The organism is Pseudomonas sp. FW305-7, from assembly GCF_058786735.1.
Genome location: NZ_JBYSZA010000003.1, coordinates 102,372 through 118,243, shown reverse-complemented (window position 1 = coordinate 118,243; position 15,872 = coordinate 102,372). Strand labels below are relative to the sequence as shown.

16 protein-coding genes are annotated in these 15,872 nt (G+C 58.1%); 2 read left to right on the top strand and 14 right to left on the bottom strand.

Annotated elements, in window-relative coordinates:
• Positions 1–8 precede the first annotated feature (8 nt).
• The 6 genes from AC3WMT_RS05785 to AC3WMT_RS05760 all read right to left on the bottom strand — a co-directional run bounded on the left by AC3WMT_RS05785 (position 9) and on the right by AC3WMT_RS05760 (position 8,538).
• Complete coding sequence (locus AC3WMT_RS05785; RefSeq protein WP_305888149.1) at positions 9–1,592, bottom strand: type VI lipase adapter Tla3 domain-containing protein; 1,584 nt, start codon at positions 1,590–1,592, stop codon at positions 9–11.
• Positions 1,592–3,739: a T6SS effector phospholipase Tle3 domain-containing protein gene (locus tag AC3WMT_RS05780; protein WP_103303087.1), complete on the bottom strand. Its 2,148-nt coding sequence runs from the start codon at positions 3,737–3,739 to the stop codon at positions 1,592–1,594. The genes AC3WMT_RS05785 and AC3WMT_RS05780 overlap by 1 nt, the downstream gene beginning before the upstream one ends.
• A gap of 74 nt (positions 3,740–3,813) precedes the next feature.
• Positions 3,814–4,551: a hypothetical protein gene (locus AC3WMT_RS05775; RefSeq protein WP_103303086.1), complete on the bottom strand. Its 738-nt coding sequence runs from the start codon at positions 4,549–4,551 to the stop codon at positions 3,814–3,816.
• A complete protein-coding gene (locus tag AC3WMT_RS05770; protein WP_103303085.1) occupies positions 4,548–5,162 on the bottom strand; it encodes a hypothetical protein in 615 nt (204 codons plus the stop codon). Before AC3WMT_RS05770 ends, AC3WMT_RS05775 begins: the two co-directional genes overlap by 4 nt.
• Positions 5,155–7,914 (bottom strand): type VI secretion system Vgr family protein, encoded by a 2,760-nt coding sequence (locus AC3WMT_RS05765; RefSeq protein ID WP_103303084.1) that lies wholly within the window; start codon positions 7,912–7,914, stop codon positions 5,155–5,157. The genes AC3WMT_RS05770 and AC3WMT_RS05765 overlap by 8 nt, the downstream gene beginning before the upstream one ends.
• A 108-nt stretch (positions 7,915–8,022) precedes the next feature.
• Positions 8,023–8,538 (bottom strand): Hcp family type VI secretion system effector, encoded by a 516-nt coding sequence (locus AC3WMT_RS05760; protein ID WP_213027578.1) that lies wholly within the window; start codon positions 8,536–8,538, stop codon positions 8,023–8,025.
• Between the two features lie 711 nt (positions 8,539–9,249).
• Between AC3WMT_RS05760 and trxB the strand changes: the two genes are divergently transcribed.
• Positions 9,250–10,212, top strand: a complete 963-nt coding sequence (gene trxB / locus AC3WMT_RS05755; RefSeq protein WP_103305131.1) for a thioredoxin-disulfide reductase — start codon at positions 9,250–9,252, stop codon at positions 10,210–10,212.
• Positions 10,213–10,398: 186 nt separating this feature from the next.
• On the opposite strand, the gene AC3WMT_RS05750 is transcribed toward trxB, so the two are convergent.
• The 6 genes from AC3WMT_RS05750 to AC3WMT_RS05725 all read right to left on the bottom strand — a co-directional run bounded on the left by AC3WMT_RS05750 (position 10,399) and on the right by AC3WMT_RS05725 (position 13,547).
• Positions 10,399–10,737, bottom strand: coding sequence for a HopJ type III effector protein (locus AC3WMT_RS05750; RefSeq protein WP_103305132.1), 339 nt, complete (start codon positions 10,735–10,737; stop codon positions 10,399–10,401).
• Positions 10,730–11,026 carry a DUF1244 domain-containing protein gene (locus AC3WMT_RS05745; protein WP_103305133.1) on the bottom strand — a complete coding sequence of 99 codons (297 nt, stop codon included), beginning with the start codon at positions 11,024–11,026 and terminating at the stop codon, positions 10,730–10,732. Before AC3WMT_RS05745 ends, AC3WMT_RS05750 begins: the two co-directional genes overlap by 8 nt.
• Positions 11,027–11,122: 96 nt before the next feature.
• Complete coding sequence (gene folX, locus AC3WMT_RS05740; protein ID WP_103305134.1) at positions 11,123–11,494, bottom strand: dihydroneopterin triphosphate 2'-epimerase; 372 nt, start codon at positions 11,492–11,494, stop codon at positions 11,123–11,125.
• Positions 11,495–12,055: a GTP cyclohydrolase I FolE gene (folE, locus tag AC3WMT_RS05735; protein WP_103305135.1), complete on the bottom strand. Its 561-nt coding sequence runs from the start codon at positions 12,053–12,055 to the stop codon at positions 11,495–11,497.
• 21 nt (positions 12,056–12,076) lie between these two features.
• Positions 12,077–12,787 (bottom strand): dihydromonapterin reductase, encoded by a 711-nt coding sequence (folM, locus tag AC3WMT_RS05730; protein WP_103305136.1) that lies wholly within the window; start codon positions 12,785–12,787, stop codon positions 12,077–12,079.
• Positions 12,788–12,971: 184 nt separating this feature from the next.
• Positions 12,972–13,547: an antibiotic biosynthesis monooxygenase gene (locus AC3WMT_RS05725; protein WP_103305137.1), complete on the bottom strand. Its 576-nt coding sequence runs from the start codon at positions 13,545–13,547 to the stop codon at positions 12,972–12,974.
• 209 nt (positions 13,548–13,756) lie between these two features.
• Between AC3WMT_RS05725 and AC3WMT_RS05720 the strand changes: the two genes are divergently transcribed.
• Positions 13,757–14,716: a MerR family transcriptional regulator gene (locus AC3WMT_RS05720; protein ID WP_103305138.1), complete on the top strand. Its 960-nt coding sequence runs from the start codon at positions 13,757–13,759 to the stop codon at positions 14,714–14,716.
• 3 nt (positions 14,717–14,719) lie between these two features.
• Here AC3WMT_RS05720 and AC3WMT_RS05715 read toward each other — a convergent pair whose 3' ends face one another.
• Both AC3WMT_RS05715 and AC3WMT_RS05710 read right to left on the bottom strand, forming a co-directional pair.
• Entirely contained in the window at positions 14,720–15,325 is a 606-nt protein-coding gene (locus tag AC3WMT_RS05715) for a hypothetical protein (RefSeq protein ID WP_103305139.1), read from the bottom strand.
• 54 nt (positions 15,326–15,379) lie between these two features.
• A complete protein-coding gene (locus AC3WMT_RS05710) occupies positions 15,380–15,856 on the bottom strand; it encodes a PAS domain-containing protein (RefSeq protein WP_103305140.1) in 477 nt (158 codons plus the stop codon).
• Between the last annotated feature and the right edge of the window lie 16 nt (positions 15,857–15,872).

Below are 15,872 nucleotides of genomic sequence, written 5' to 3'. Positions count from 1 at the left end.
CAGGCCTCCTAGAGATCGTCCATCCAGTTGGTTTTCGGTTTCTGGTCGGCGAGGAATTCTTCCAGCGTGTGATCCTGTTCAATGACATGCATTTTTGGCGCCGAATGGGCATTCGGTGCGGCTGGCGGCTCCTCGGTGCTCGCGGTCTGTGGCATCAGGTTGACGCCGAAATGATCATTGCCTGAAGGCTTTTTGCCGGGTGTTGGCGAGGTCACGGCAATGATCGTTGCCTGGTCAGGGCGGCGCATCGGAATGACCACGCTGGTGTCCGCGTTCAGATAACTGGCCATCGTTGCCAGGGTGAGGCCGACAAACGGCGAGGCCGAGCCAGTGTCGCCCAAGCGCTGGGTCAAATCGTAGCTCTCGCGCGAATCGAGCAGGTCTAGCGGACTGTGCGCGGCGGTGAGCGCTGGCAGCAGTTCAGCCAGAGGTGTGGTGTTCAAGCCACCATCAAAGAAAACTCGAGCCGGTTTTTGAGGGAGCCCGTCAGTAGCGCTTTTCCAGCCTGCGGCCAGTTTGACGGTCAAGGCTTCGCGCTTGAGGCGTTCTCCGTTGTCAGGCCGTAGCAGCGACACGGTGACTGGTCGATGCAGTTTGGCCAACACTGGCAGCGCGTCCCATTGCTCGAAAGCGCGTTGAGTCCATGGTTGAGGAATGAACTCCGACGGTTGGAACTCCACAGTTGGTTTACGTGCGCCCCAACCGGAGAATTCCGGGTCGATCTTGTTCTCGTTCACCTTCGCGAACTGGGCGTAATAACGCAGCCATTCCACGCGCTCGGGACGGCCGACGACCAAGGCGACCATTGAGTCGGTGAGTTCGCCGGGTTGTCGTGGCCCGGTGCCGAGGCCGATGGGTTTATTACCTTTCGTGCTCAACGCCAAGGCCATGTTGAAGCCTTCATTGGCGTAGACCAGCAGTGCCGGCAAATCTGGATTGTGCTCGAAGGTCTGGAACAACGTCTCCAGTAAATCTTCGGGGGTATCACTGCAGACAATTCCGTCCTGCATATTACGAATGCGATGCCAGTGCAACCCGGCGGGGCCGCGCAGGTCATTGACCATCACCGACAGGCTTTTCCGGGTTCTTTCAGGCGTAAAGCGCAGATTCGGTGTATCGGGTTTCCAGCCACGAACCACGGTCACGGTCGGAATGGGCCATTTCTCCAGGAAATCGCGCAAGCCCAACTCCAAGGCATCTGCCTCCCTCTTCTCAGAGGCGGCATCCTTGTCATCGGCGGTTACCGGGTACTTCTTCGGGTCCATGGGCAGGATGCTGCCGACGTGCAGGGCTTCGGATTGTTTGGCATTTTGTTCTTGCAGGGTTTGCCAGGCCTGGCCTTGGCGGTAAACGTCAAGGCTCATTCCGATGCTGAGCACATCGAGTGTTTCCAGGCGAGGCGAAGTGGCAGGGGCGCGGTAACGAGTATCAGCAGGCATGGCGGCGGCCTCCTTGGCCGAAGTATAGGAAGCCACGGGCGAAGCCGGGCTGGCAAAGCAACGAGTAGCCGTCAATAAATGTTCAGCCGATTGAGCCAGATGGCTGGTCAGCAGAAGGCTGGTGAAAGACAGGTACGTAAATAGCTCGCGCATCAAGGGACACCGCCAAAACGAATGGGCTCGCCATTCTTCAGTTCAGTTCGCGTCTGCGTGGCCACCAATGCGGGCATTTGATCCTTCACAGCGTCAGGCAGCTTGCCACTCTTTCGATAGATCACCGTGGCGTCGATCAGTGGTTTGTTTTCATCCTGAAGATAAAGCGCCTCCACATCATCATCCGGTCCGTCACTCTGTAATTCCGCGTCAGCCTGGGCCCTCCCTCTGGCGCGGGTGCTCCCACAATCCAGTCGCCAATCCGCAACACGACACAGATACGCATAAAAGGTCGCATCATCAACGCTCTCACCTGCACCAATTGCCACGTCATAGGCCAGCACTTGTCGGCTATGTTCAGGGTTGTTGGGAATGGATGAGTGAAAGGACTGAGCTTCCGAGTACTCCTCGCCTTGGAGACGTAGCCGCGCCTCATAAGGCGTTTCCCCGCGAGTGATCAGAACCATGCCATTGCCTTGAGACCGAGCGGCAAACACATGAGCCCACTGCGAGGCGTCCTTGCCCTTGTTGCGGGCCTCTTCAACGCTCTTGATGTCTTGTCCATATTGGAAAGCCAAGGCCTCTTCCATGGTCTCCTGACGGCTGCGGCGTGGGTTTTCTGGCTCCCAGCCTCCATTGGCCACGCCGATCGAAGCATCGACAGGATCCAGTTTGTCCTTGACCTGGTACACCCCGCTTTTTGATTGCTCTCCAGGGGCGGTGACGACGCCGTCGTTAGCAAAGTTCACGTCACCCGGTACCGGTAATTGAGGTGCGGTCAATACCACGCTGGCGCCCTTGTCCAGGCTACCATTGGGTATCCGGTCCATGAAGCCCAGTCCGGTGTCTTCCCATGGTTGCTCACTGTCCTGGCGCAATAGGTAGACGTAAGGAGGCACATGTTTACCGACGGGTTCTTTTTCGCCTTTACGTTTGCGCAGGGTAAATACCCGTTGATGGAAACGTTGCGGAAGGATCTTGCGCGCGGGCTGGCCATCGACCTCCTCGCCGATACCCTGCCAACCGATACCCTGGACGTTCTTCAGGCCCACAACCTGATCCTGAGGGGTGAAATAGAGAAAAGTGCAGCCGCGGTTGTCACGTTCATTGAAGGTGATTTTTTCTCCACGGATCGTGGTTTGACATGCTGATGTACCCGTCCAGCCAGGTCCGCCAATCGCGCCGTAGCCCTGTTTGTTTTTCAGGGCTACGCCCGATAGAGCTGGCACCGGATTAGGGCTGCCCGCGATGAATTGCAAGATGCCGTTGAGCGTAGCGATGCGTGCGCCGGTCGTTTGCTGACCGCCCAATTTCTGGACTTTATCCATATTGGGCTGAAACAGGCTGTAGGGTGAGTTGAGCATGACCACGCCATCGGCGGGTTTGGCACCGTCTTCTTTGAGGAAAGCATGGGCCAACAGCGTAAGAAGCGTGCCCTGACTGTGGCCAACCACATTGATCGTATCGTTCGGATGACGTTTGTGAATGATCTTGATCAACATGGCCAGGCGCATGGCAGCCAGCACCATGTAGCGCCGACCGGCGGCTGAAAACAACGGGTGGGTCATGGTGCCGCCGATTTTGTTCAGCGAGATGAAGCCGAGCAGCATGCCGTTGAAACCCTTGCCCCACATATCCGGCAGGTTGGTGGTGGCGTTGGCGAACTGGCCGCCTTCCTTGGTACCGGCCTTGTCCAGGCGGTTGCCGTCTCGATCCAGCCACTGACCGTGCTTCTCGTCTTTCTGAATGAACGCCTCTTCCTCGCGAAACCCCCAATAGAATGGCACTACCACACTGCGCGGCTGGCATCCCTCGCTAGTGGTTCCTGACTTGCGACGGAAGTACACGGCGTCAGGGTTAATGGCCTTGCCGTCATCATCGTCGGGCACACTGTAGCTGGCCGGCAACAGGTATCCCGGGTTGTTCGCGCCGTTGGGGAAGGTACGTGGCATATCGAGACGTTCGTTCAGCCCCGCGCACAGACCCTGCTCAATACGTGCGTAGCAACCCGCGAGGTCGTTGACGCCGTGCACGAGGATCGTCACACAGGGCTTCGGTGGTGGTGGAATCAGGTGGATATCGCCACCGCTGGGCATGGTGATCGATTGGCTGGAAGCGATCTTTTTCGGCTGGGTAGGATCAGTCATCGCCCATTTCCTCCTTGAAAATTCCATTGGTCTGCGCGTGGGGGCAAGGTCATGACGGATTTGTCCGCTGGCGCCTATTGGCGCTGCGCCTCAAAAACGAAGGGATCGCCCTGATTCGGGAAGTGCAACAGGTACTGCACCACCGGTTTTTTTGCTTGGGGTACCCGGTAATCCACTTGCAGCCCGGTCGGATTGTTTTCCAGCTCTGCCCCAAGGTATGCGTTTTCCGGATAGCTGAACTGATTGCCGGGCGCCTTGCGAATGGCCGAGCAAGAGGAGAAAAGTCGCGGTAACGCGTAGAGATGCTGGTCGTGTACCAGCAACACCAGGGGATAGCGACTACCGTAGCCACTGCTGACGTAATGCAACTCCAGGCACGTTGAGGCGCCTTGGCGCCAAGCCGTGGCGGTCGCCACGTTTTCCGGATCGATGGGGTCACCGACGGGCCATTGCGGCGAGGCGAGGTTGACCGCCTCGCGCAGCGGCCAACGTTGTTTGCCGACCGTCAGGGCTTCTCCGTCAAAGACAATGACGGGTGTGCCTTTGGGCGGGTCGAGCTTCAGTTCGTCGGGCGCGCTCCACTGCGCATCCTCAAAACGTTCAAATGCCGGGCGCATGGCGTTGACCCACAGGCAATGCCTTGGCGATTCAGAGCAAGGCCTGGCCAGCTCGCTGCCGTCTCCGGCGAACAGGTTGTCGCCCAGCGACCGATAGAACGCACGGTAATCGGTGAACTGTACCGGGGCGGCCTGCGCCAGAAAGGGCAGGCCCGCAACGAGAAACAGGCTCAGACAACGGGTGAGTTTGCTCATCGATATTCCTTGGCGCCGGTTGCCTTGATGTACTCCGGATTGGTGGTCCAGAAGATCGTTTTGCCGATGGCGGCAGTGGACCGGTATACGTGGTTATAACGCCCCCGCTCGCGGACATTGACCATGGTGTTGGTCTTTTTGTTGAGCTGCTTCCAGTAGGTGATTTTTTCCGGCTTCGAGACTTGCGCAACACCGAAAATGTTGTGCGAGGGGGAGCCGTAGTGGAATCCGTCCGAGTGTCGGGGGTTGGTCGAATCCTTGATATCGATGCCATCCCACCAGTAAGCACCATTGGAGGGATCATTGCCGCGCTGGGCGAGAGCATCCCGCGCACTCTCCACTGCCGAGCGCATGTTCGGATCTGCATTGATGTCCGCTTCCGAAGCCGCCATGAGTTGGTTGTAACGCTCATTCTTGCCCCGCGCTGCAACGATATAACTGTCCCCGGTCTCCTTGAGCAGGCTGGCGACGTCGGCCAGCCCCCACGCGCGCATACGGTTGGTCACCGTAAAGCAAATGCCGCGGACTTCCTGCGGATTGTTGTCCGTCGAGGCTTCGCCATATCCGATGGCCGCGAGTTTGCGCACCTGTGGCGTGATGAGATCAGGCATTTTGTGTCTCCTTTACCGGCCACGACTCCAGCTCCAGCTCCATGTCAGCGGGGAAGTCAGGCGTGCGATCACCGGATCCCTCGGCCACGACTTCCCCGGCGGACATCACCTTGAAGTGGTGTGGTGCGGGACCACCCTGGTCATCCTTGAATTCAAAAAACTGCACAATTTCCTCCGCCTCGTCAGCAGCACCAGCACCGGCCGCACTGGCGGCTGCCCCTGCGCCTCCTCCCGCCGCGCCTGCCGCTGCGGGGGCGGGCGGCTTGAGCATGGCGACGTTGGCAATGCTCATCACATCTTTCTGCAGCAACTGTGTGGCGCCCTGAGCATCCGTCACGCCTTCGACCACTTCGCCATCGGACAGGGTTATTTTGTACGGCATGTTGGGCATCGCCGACGTCCCGTCGATCTGCTTGAGCATGAAGCGTCGCTGGGTATCGCCGACTTTGAATTTCGGCAGTTCGGCTTCCAGGCTGGTCGCACCGAGCAGGCTGTGCTTGGCCGCTTTGACGATCAGGTTGCCGGGCATGCCCAGTTCGATATTGCCGCCCTTGAGGGTGATGTAGGCCCCGCCACACATCAGGGTGATGTGCTCTTTGGCCGACACCAGCACATGCTGGTTGCTCGCGCTGACTTCCACACTCTGATCCGCCTCCAGGCGGATGTTGTTTTTCTGCGCCTGCAACAGCATTGGGCCCTGGTGGGTGATCTGGCGCATTTCGCCGCTGTGGGCAAACATCCCCAGGTCGCTCCCGGCATTGAGCACAAACTTCTGCCCCGAGGTCTGTTGCTGATTCTGTTGGGCAATGGTGTCGATATGCTCACCCGCTGCCACCGTGATGCTCTTGGGGGATGCCGCCGCAATGCCGGCTTCACCGCTCATGGCAATCGCCGGATTGCCACCGTTGGTCTTGCCCGACTCGTCGTTCGCGCCGTTGCCCAGGTCGCGAACCGCATCGCTGAGGGTTTTCTGCGGTGCCTTGTCATGGCCGACACCCTGGTTGTCCTGGGCGTAGTCCCCCAAGTCCTTGGCCAGTTTCAACGCCGCTTCCAGTACCTGTATGACCGAGCCGCGATTGAGGTGGCCGCCGCTGGCGTTCATTTGCTCCTCGGTACTGAGCAGCAGACCTTTGGCCGCGCGCAGCGCGCCGTGTTCGTCGGTGCGCAACTCGAAACCTTCGCCGCGCGGCTCACCACCGCTCGGCCGCGGATGCGTCAGGTAACCCAGATGCAATGCGGTGCTGCCGTGATCACTCATCAAGGCGGCACTGATCTGCTTGGTAGTGTCGTCAATGCGCAGTTCGTTGGCCCGAGTGCCCTTGTATTCCTTGCTTTTGATGGTACTGAGAATCTTGTGATCGGGCAGTTGGTAAGGCGGCATGTTCGTTGCCCGGTACGTGCGACCGGTAATGATCGGCTGATCGCAGTCGCCGTCCAGGTAATCGACGATGACCTCCTGGCCGATGCGCGGGATCGCCATATGGCCCCAGTCCGCGCCCGCCCAGTTCTGCGCCACGCGCACCCAGCAGGAGCTGAATTCGTTGTTCTTGCCTTCCCGGTCCCATGGGAACTGGACCTTTACCCGACCAAATTCATCCGTGTAGATCTCTTCCCCGTCCGGCCCGGTCACCGTCGCAATTTGCGGCCCGTCGACAATCGGTTTGGGCATCGGCGGGGTGCGCCATTCGGTTTCTTCGCAAACGATCTCTGCGACAAAGTCATAACTCACGCCGACATCGGCACCGGCGGACTCTTCTTCCTGACTGGCGTGCTGGATGCCCTTGTGAGTGATCCTCAGCGAGCGCCACCAGCGATTGAAATCTTCTCGGGGGTGGCCGGTGAGCTGGAAAGAGAAACCCGGGATCAGGCGCGGATCGTCGCCTTCGACAACGGCGATCCGCGCGTCGCCACGGTGCCCCAGCAAGCGATTCTGGGTGAAGGGTTTACCGGCAGCGGTGGCCTTGTAGCGGCCCGGATAGTCATAGCGTTCGTAGTTAGGCGTTTGATGTTGCAAATCATCGCCGGCGAAGTTCTGCTGCTGGTCGAAGGTCGGGCGCTTGAAGGTGTAGTCGCGTTGGGTCTGCTCGGCCGTGCGGACGTTCTCGGTGTAACTGAACGCATAGAGGACGGGTTGCGTGGCATCCGCTGCAGGTTCAGTGGTGTAGAGCACCGGAGCGCCTTGAATACGCTCCTGCACATAGAGTTTGTCGCCCTGGATCAGCGTGTGAGTGCTTTCATTGCATTTGAAGAAATAGAACAAGCCTTCTTCACTGGACAGCCGATCGAACAGGTACAAGTCGGTGTCGCCGACCTGCGTACAGTATTCGCGCGGCAAATGTTCGCTGTTGATGTGTTGCTGATAGTCGAGGATGCCGTGCTCGCTCAACACGGACTTGATGATGTCCGGCACGTTTTTCTGCTGAAAAATACGCCAGTTGGAACTCAGGGCGAGGCGAGCGAGTTGTGGTTCGACAACGGCGCGATAACGCGTGCGGCGAAAGCCGGTTTTGCCTTGTGTGAAGCTGGACACCAGCCCGTGGACATGGCGCACGACCGTGCCGCCCTGCCAGATCGTGAGTAGTGAGGGCTGATCGAGAACCTTGCCGAAATCGATGTTCGGGTTGTGGCTGGCCAACTCGATGCTGAGTCGAAAAGGTTCACAAACGGCTTCCTCCAGCGTGAACTCTACGACCTCGAACTCCATCTGCCCTGACAACACGGAAAACGTGAACTTCAAATCCCTTTGACGCATTGAACTGTTCCTTGGTCAGGTGAGAAAGAGAGTCCGCACATCAACTCTGCAAGACATCCATCACATCGACCAGCAGAGCTGGCCGATGTGTGAAGCGATCAGCCGTAATTAAACGACTGGAGCACGCCAGTCATCGGAACCCGAAGTACCGGATACTTCGTGGGTCCAGGTGATTTTGCGGTAGGTGAACTGCACTTCTTCCAGGTGGGTGAAGTGCGAGTTGCCTGGGTCCTGGCAGTTGTGCATTTTGTTGTTGATGGCGACGATGATCGCGTCTTCCAGTTTGGTGGTGTAGTAGTGCTCTTGGGTACCTTGAGCCGAAGTACGGAACCACTGGATAACGATTTCGCTCATGCGCTCGCCCGAAGTCAGAGCAGCTTGCAGCAGAGGCGAAGCCTTGTCGTAGACCTTGGTGATCACAACTGGCTTGTGAACGCGCTGACCGGTTGGCTGACCGGATTGCGGGTCACGCGGGATGATCACGTCGTGGCTGAAAGCCTGAACCATGACCTGGTCTTCGTGGCCCTCTTGAAAAGTGTTGCCAACCGAGTCGGCGGTAAAAGCGCCGGCAGTGATCAGACCTTGTTTTTCGCCAGTGACCGACATGTACGCTGGTGTTGCCATGGGAATGCTCTCCTTGCTCGAAGTGACACGTTAAACAAGCACTATTGCCTGTCCGTGTAAGTTCTGAGATATCAACTTTCGTGCCAGTGATTCGATAGTCATTTCGGATCAAGGATTTAAGTGAATTACCTCATCCGTGCAGGTTAGTTGGACAGGCAGAACCCGCGAAAAGTGCGCAAGAAGTTGCGCAGTACTGCGCAACTTCTTGCGCACTTGACTACAGCCCTTTGGCTGTAAGGTCTGTAGCGGTTTCAGGGGGTATTTTATTATGAGCAGTTGCGCAACTTCTTGCGCATCATGGCTATATAGTGGCTATTAGAATTACAGGGAAATTCAGGTACTAAAATCTGCAAGTTTTTCCCTTTAAGAGAAGTGTTTTTTTGTGGTGTTCGAGTTATCTCCAGCAACCGATTTTTGCCGAGAGCTGCCAACGTTAAACGTAGCAGTCGGCAGAAAACAGGCGCCGGTGTGGATGAGTGATCCAGATCGTCGGACGTCCAGCTCGTCAGTACGTCGGCATAGAGACGACCTATGAGCTGGATTGTTAAACCGTATTTCCTTAATCTTGCCCCCCTCGATACGCTGCACCCAACTTTTTACAGGACTGTCGAGCTCACGCCTTCCCCAAGGTTATCCACAGTCCTTTTTTATTCCCGCCGGCAGTCCGGCGTTCCGCGCCAGTTTATTCGGCCCGGTCAACAGGAGCAGGTCATGTCTGAAGTCCGTCATTCGCGAGTGATTATTCTGGGTTCCGGCCCTGCCGGTTACAGCGCTGCGGTGTATGCCGCGCGTGCCAACCTCAAGCCGCTGCTGATCACCGGCATGCAGGCTGGCGGTCAGTTGACCACCACCACCGAAGTCGACAACTGGCCAGGCGACGTCCATGGCCTGACCGGTCCTGCGCTGATGGAGCGGATGCGCGAGCACGCCGAGCGCTTTGAAACCGAGATCGTTTTCGATCACATCAATGCCGTGGACTTCGCCGCCAAGCCTTACACCCTGACCGGCGACAGCGCGACCTACACCTGCGACGCCCTGATCATCGCCACCGGCGCCAGCGCTCGCTACCTGGGCCTGCCTTCGGAAGAAGCGTTCATGGGCAAAGGCGTTTCCGCCTGCGCGACCTGCGACGGTTTCTTCTACCGCAACAAGCCTGTGGCAGTGGTCGGCGGCGGCAACACCGCTGTTGAAGAAGCGCTGTACCTGGCCAACATCGCCAGCACTGTGACCCTGATCCACCGTCGCGAAACCTTCCGCGCCGAGAAGATCCTGATCGACAAGCTCAACGCTCGTGTGGCCGAAGGCAAGATCATCCTCAAGTTGAACGCCAACCTCGACGAAGTCCTCGGCGACAACATGGGCGTGACCGGTGCGCGCCTGAAGAACAACGACGGCAGCTTCGACGAAATCACCGTCGACGGCGTGTTCATCGCAATCGGCCACACTCCGAACACTTCGCTGTTCGAAGGCCAGCTGACCCTGAAAGACGGTTATCTGGTGGTGCAGGGCGGCCGTGACGGCAACGCGACTGCAACCAGCGTCGAAGGTATCTTCGCCGCCGGTGACGTGGCTGACCACGTTTACCGCCAGGCCATCACCTCGGCCGGCGCCGGCTGCATGGCGGCACTGGATACCGAGCGGTACCTGGACGGTCTGCAGAACGCTTCGTTCTAAGATCGCAGGCATAAAAAAACCGGCCGATTGGCCGGTTTTTTTATGCCCGAGTTTCAGGTTCAACACAGTTCCAATGTGGGAGCGAGCCTGCTCGCGAATGCGCTGTTTCAGTCGACATCAATGTCGAATGTCAGTCCGTATTCGCGAGCAGGCTCGCTCCCACAGGAATTGGGTTTGCAGCTGAAATTAGCGGCGGGTCAGCGGTTGTCCGGTGAATTTCACGCCAGCCAGACCGTGCTGGATCAACGCACGAATGTTGCCGTGATCGCTGCCCTCAGGCGTCGCCACTACCGAACGGTAATGTTCGCCAAATGCCAGCAGCGCTTCTTCATCGTTCAGCCCTTCCAGCAACGCCAGACCCAGGGTCTTGCACGAACCTTCGTTCTGCCCGGCCGCGTTTTCCACGCCACCGTTATTGAATGCCTGAGGCTGATAGTCGTAACTGGCGGCAATGAACGCGAGGGTGTCGGCGAAGGCATGCTCGCCGCTTTTCAGGCTGGCGCGCAGGGTGTTCAGGTCACTCATGGGTTTTTCCTTTGGCAAACGCCGCTTGCTGATCGGCGCTGGCTTCTTGCTGATATTGGGCTTTCCACTCGGCGTACGGCATGCCGTAAACCACTTCGCGGGCGTCGTCGAGGCTGACCTCGATCTGGCGCTCGTCGGCTTCGGCCTTGTACCACTTCGACAGGCAGTTGCGGCAGAACCCGGCGAGGTTCATCAGGTCGATGTTCTGCACGTCCTTGCGGCTGTCCAGGTGGGCGACCAGCCGGCGGAAGGCGGCGGCTTCGAGTTCGAGGCGTTGTTGCTCGGTCATGGGAGTCTCTGCGAGACAGCTTCAAGCGACGAGCTTCAAGCTGCAAGATGGGTGGCGGTGACAGGAAGTTTACAGCTTGCCGCTTGAAGCTTGAAGCTAGCGGCTCGCTGCAAGCGTTATTGACACCGATTCGGCAAACCGCAGCGCATGCGGCTTGTCGACTTCGACCTCGGCGTACAGCACCGAGCCGTTGCTCATCACCAGATCGAGCAATTCCTGAGTCAGCCGTTCGAGCAGCGCGAAACGGTTGCCCTCAACGTGAGCGATGATCGCTTTGGTGATGGTGCGGTAATTCAGCGCGTGGTCGATGTCGTTGTCACGCACCGCTTCCTGCGCGGCATACAGAATGGTCAGGTTGATCAACACATCCTGCTTGTTGAGGATCTCGTCCTCGTTGATCCCGATAAAGGTGCGCAAGCGCAGATCCTTGACCCGGATGCGCGCCATTCCCGGTTGAAGTTGTGACATTTACTTGCTCCGTCCAATCAATTGCAGGAACTCCTGGCGGGTGTTGCTCGACTCGCGAAAGGCGCCAAGCATGACCGAGGTGTTCATGGTCGAATTCTGTTTCTCGACACCGCGCATCATCATGCACATGTGCCGGGCCTCGATGACCACCGCGACGCCGGCGGCATCGGTGACCTGTTGCACCGCATCGGCAATCTGCCGGGTAAGGTTTTCCTGAATCTGCAGGCGCCGGGCGAACATGTCCACCAGTCGCGCGATCTTCGACAGCCCCAGCACCTTGCCCGTCGGAATATAAGCCACATGGGCCTTGCCGATGAAGGGCAGCAGGTGATGTTCGCACAACGAGTACAACTCGATGTCGGCGACGATGATCATCTCGTCGCTGTCCGAGGCAAACAGCGCGCCATTGACGATCTCATCGACGCTCTGTTCGTAACCGTGACACAGGTACTGCATGGCCTTGGCCGCACGCGTCGGCGTGTCGAGCAAACCTTCGCGGTCGGGGTTTTCACCGAGGCCGATGAGGATTTCGCGGTAATTCTCGGGCAGGGAGCGGGTCATGGAACATCCTCATAGGCAGGCTTATTTGACGTGCCTTCCGCCGTTGACGGTCAGGGTCGTACCGGTGACATACGGGTTGTCGAGCAGATAGCGCAGGCTCTGGTAGATCACTTCGCTGCCGGGCTCGATGCCCAGCGCGGATTTGGCCAGCGCCTTGGCACGGTACGCCGCGTCGTCGTCGGGGTTGAACAATAACAGGGCGGGCGCGATGCCGTTGACCTTGATCGCCGGGGCATAGCGGGCGGCAAAAGACAGGGTCAGGCTGTCGAGCCCCGCTTTGCTGGCGCAATAGCCGATGTGCTTGCTGCTGCCTTTGCGGGTGACATCGTCGCTGATATGGATGATGTCTGCGGGCGTCGATTGCCTGAGCAAGTCGGCGCAATGCAGGTTGATCAGATAGGGCGCGAGCATGTGGAGGTTGAACATCCGGCTGAACGCTTCGGCTTCGCTGTCCGGGGTTTCCGCCAGCCATTCGGAGGCGTTGTGCACGATTGCCCGCAGGCTGTCGGTGTGGGTTTGCAGTTCGGTGATGAAGGCGAGAATCCCGGCTTCGCTGGAGAAGTCCGCGAACAGCCCAATGGCGCCCAGCCCCCGCAGCGTTTGTACGCCGGGACGTTCGCTGCGGTAAGTGAAAATGACGCGGTGGCCGTCTTCGAGCAAACGCTGTGCGCAGTGCAGACCGACACGCTGGCCGGCACCGGTGATGAGGATCGGGGCGGAAGTTGGGCTCATGAACGGCTCGCGTCGCGGTGGGAGCAAAAACTATAACAGCGACACGGGTTGCTCTCCTATCGCAGAACGGGTGTGGTGTCGTGTGCTTATGTGGGAGCGAGCTTGCTCGCGAATGCGATGTGCCATTCAACATTATTGCGACTGACACACTGCTTTTCGCGAGCAAGCTCGCTCCCACAGCAAATTAATGGTTTTGAGAGACCGGTTCCGCAGGCAGCGGCCGCACCGGCGTGCTGTTCAGCCAGTTAGCCAGCAATCGCGTCGACAGCGGAATAAAGAAATAAACCATCAGCGGCGTCAGGCATGCCGTGCTGATCAACACGCGCGGCAACAGACTCATTTCAGCCAGCAGCGGGCCAAGGACAAAGTTGAACAGCAGCGACACCGGGAAGAACGCCAGCCAGATCGCCACAGCCTGTTTCCAGCGCGGCGGACGCTGACCGATGACGTTGGCGCCGAACCAGCCTTCAATGCCACTGACGCGGTGCTCCTTCGGATGGGCAAACAGATCGGAACCGCGATCCAGCCAGGCGGTACGCGAGGCCGAGTGCTCCCACGCATGCAAGGTCTGCTCATCGACAAAACGGAAAATGATTTGAAACTCGTTATCGCCGGGCGGTGGCGCGAGTACACCGGAGCCGAGATATCCGGGAAAGTCGGTAGCCAGTTGTTCGCCTTCACGTAGCCAGGCGATCAGATCCTGATAGCGGCCATCGGCGACGCGACGCGCAACCATCAGCGTGACGGGGGAAGTAGACATTGTGTATCTCCGTATTTCGATTGCGTCACTCCGGGTAGGAGCTTCGCCTGACGCAGGCCGGGGTGGAGGCCTGCGTTTTTTAGCAAGCAAGGATTATTCCCGATTTTGATGATTAAACCAGTGACTTTCGTCGCATATGATCGCTTGAACCTAAATAGGGCATCGAGAGTAGAATGGGATCCAAAATCCACAAGGACGTAGATCGCACAATGCCTGTCATGACGGACATAAGCCCTGCTTCGCAGGCATCTGTTGCGCTCGAGCGCGAAGATTTGTTTCCCATACGTGAAGTCTCACGGCTGACTGGCGTCAACCCGGTCACGCTACGTGCGTGGGAGCGACGTTATGGTTTGATTCAGCCAACACGCACCGAAAGTGGGCATCGGTTGTATTCAATGACCGAAATCGAGCGCGTTCGCAGCATCGTCGAGTGGATCGATCGAGGCGTGGCGGTCAGCAAAGTCGGCAAGATCCTGGCGAAGACCGAGCCATTGAAAGTATTGGCGCACTTCATTCCCGATGATCTGGTGCAGGCGGATTACCAGCAATGGCAGCTTCAGGTGCAGCGGGCGGTGAGCGCTTTCGACGATGCCGAACTGGACCGGGTCTACGGTCAGATCTTTTCCTCGTACGCGTTGCCCGTGGTGTTTCAGGACATTCTGATGCCGCTGTGGCGGCAACTGCTGCAGCGTAAGGATGCTTTCGGGCAAACCAGTGAATGGCTGTTTCTCGACGGTTATCTGCGCACGCGGGCGTTGCAGAGAATCATCGCACTGCGTGGCGCGCAACCGCGCAAGATCATCGTCAGCGCCCTGGCTGGCCAGTGTCGGGAACTGGAGCTGCTGGTCGCGGCACTGTTTCTCAGCAGCAGTGATTCGGGTGTGCGGGTGTTGACCAGCGGACAACCGTTCGACGAACTGACCCTGGTGTGCGAAAAGATCAAACCGCACGCTTTGGTGCTGTTTTCCAATCACGCACCGGCTCCGGAATTGCCGCGGCGCCTGAACCGGTTGGCCTTGAGTCTCGATTGTCAGTTGTTGCTGGCGGGGGATGCCTCCGACCTTGCGCAGGAGAGCCTGGCGGGAACGTCGATCGGATGCATTGGCAACGAAGGGGCGACGATGCGTCAGCGTCTGAAACAGATGCTGGCGGGCAAGCTCGACACCTGAAAATCAGGTGTGCAGGGCAGGGTGCGTCAAGCGATGTTGTTGCAGGATGAACTGGCGCAAACGCTCGGTTTCATCCGCATCGGTCTGGCTGAGTTCGTAAGCGTAGAAACCGCTTTCGGTTTCCCGCTCGAAATTCCCGCGTAGCGAAATTCGCTCATAACCGGAAGGGCTGAACCACAGCGCGAAATGTTTGGGCGGCTTGGTCTTGTTGCGCATTTCCAGCAGTACGCCTTTATGCGAAACCTCGTGCACCCACATTGTGCCCGGTTGACCCTTGGCGTTTTCCAGTGCCACGGGTTCTTCGAGTGTCAGTCGCCATGGGCGCACCATCGGGCCATCTTCGTAAATGCTCGGTACGCCGAGGCGCAAATGCAGCGCATGAAACTCGTCTTCCACCAGGTGCAGCGGAAAGGTCATTTGCTGATTTTCGAAGTTGGCCTGAATGGTGACTTGCTCGTGAGCGGCCAGGCGCGTGAGCAAGTCACGGATCTGCGAACCACCATTAACCAGCAGACTCGACGTCGCATCCCGCACGTTCAATTGCGGGTTGTGCTGCATGGTCTGGATAAAATCCAGCTCATCCTGGGTCAGGAGGGCGTCGCGTTGCATGGTTGGCTCGTAAGAAGTAGTTACAAAGTCATTGGTGATTGTAGTTAATGACAATTAGTTCGCTGTTTTGTTTTCGCCGTTCGTCGCTTTCAACGTCGCGAGCTCGGTTTGCAGGGCGGCGACTTGCGCTTCCAGCTGCGCAACCCTTTGCTGAGCCTTGACCTGAACCGTCACATCCTTTTGCACACCGACGAAATACGTCTGCCCGTCATCGGCGTTTTTCACCGTCGATAGCGACAGCTCATTCCAGAACGGGGTGCCGTCCTTGCGATAGTTGCGCAGGATTTCCCGACATGAGCCGCCATCGCGCAGCGTGTCGCGAATCAGCGTCAGATTTTCCTGATCACGGTCTCCAGACTGCAGAAAACGGCAGTCCTGATAAAGAATTTCCTCACTGGTGTAGCCGGTCAGACGTTCGAAAGCCGGGTTGACGTAAATCAGGATGTTGTCCTGTTCACCTTCCTTCTCGGCAACCACGATCCCGTCATTCGACGCGTTGATCACCATTTGCAGCAGACTGGCGTTGATCATCCTTGAATCCTTTCAG

Coding starts and splice junctions, on each gene's coding strand:
- folE (WP_103305135.1), bottom strand. CDS start 12,055: ATGACCCGCTCCCTGCCCGAGAATTACCGCGAAATCCTCATCGGCCTC.
- folM (WP_103305136.1), bottom strand. CDS start 12,787: ATGAGCCCAACTTCCGCCCCGATCCTCATCACCGGTGCCGGCCAGCGT.
- AC3WMT_RS05725 (WP_103305137.1), bottom strand. CDS start 13,547: ATGTCTACTTCCCCCGTCACGCTGATGGTTGCGCGTCGCGTCGCCGAT.
- folX (WP_103305134.1), bottom strand. CDS start 11,494: ATGTCACAACTTCAACCGGGAATGGCGCGCATCCGGGTCAAGGATCTG.
- trxB (WP_103305131.1), top strand. CDS start 9,250: ATGTCTGAAGTCCGTCATTCGCGAGTGATTATTCTGGGTTCCGGCCCT.
- AC3WMT_RS05760 (WP_213027578.1), bottom strand. CDS start 8,538: ATGGCAACACCAGCGTACATGTCGGTCACTGGCGAAAAACAAGGTCTG.
- AC3WMT_RS05720 (WP_103305138.1), top strand. CDS start 13,757: ATGCCTGTCATGACGGACATAAGCCCTGCTTCGCAGGCATCTGTTGCG.
- AC3WMT_RS05780 (WP_103303087.1), bottom strand. CDS start 3,739: ATGACTGATCCTACCCAGCCGAAAAAGATCGCTTCCAGCCAATCGATC.
- AC3WMT_RS05710 (WP_103305140.1), bottom strand. CDS start 15,856: ATGATCAACGCCAGTCTGCTGCAAATGGTGATCAACGCGTCGAATGAC.
- AC3WMT_RS05750 (WP_103305132.1), bottom strand. CDS start 10,737: ATGAGTGACCTGAACACCCTGCGCGCCAGCCTGAAAAGCGGCGAGCAT.
- AC3WMT_RS05765 (WP_103303084.1), bottom strand. CDS start 7,914: ATGCGTCAAAGGGATTTGAAGTTCACGTTTTCCGTGTTGTCAGGGCAG.
- AC3WMT_RS05785 (WP_305888149.1), bottom strand. CDS start 1,592: ATGCGCGAGCTATTTACGTACCTGTCTTTCACCAGCCTTCTGCTGACC.
- AC3WMT_RS05775 (WP_103303086.1), bottom strand. CDS start 4,551: ATGAGCAAACTCACCCGTTGTCTGAGCCTGTTTCTCGTTGCGGGCCTG.
- AC3WMT_RS05770 (WP_103303085.1), bottom strand. CDS start 5,162: ATGCCTGATCTCATCACGCCACAGGTGCGCAAACTCGCGGCCATCGGA.
- AC3WMT_RS05745 (WP_103305133.1), bottom strand. CDS start 11,026: ATGACCGAGCAACAACGCCTCGAACTCGAAGCCGCCGCCTTCCGCCGG.
- AC3WMT_RS05715 (WP_103305139.1), bottom strand. CDS start 15,325: ATGCAACGCGACGCCCTCCTGACCCAGGATGAGCTGGATTTTATCCAG.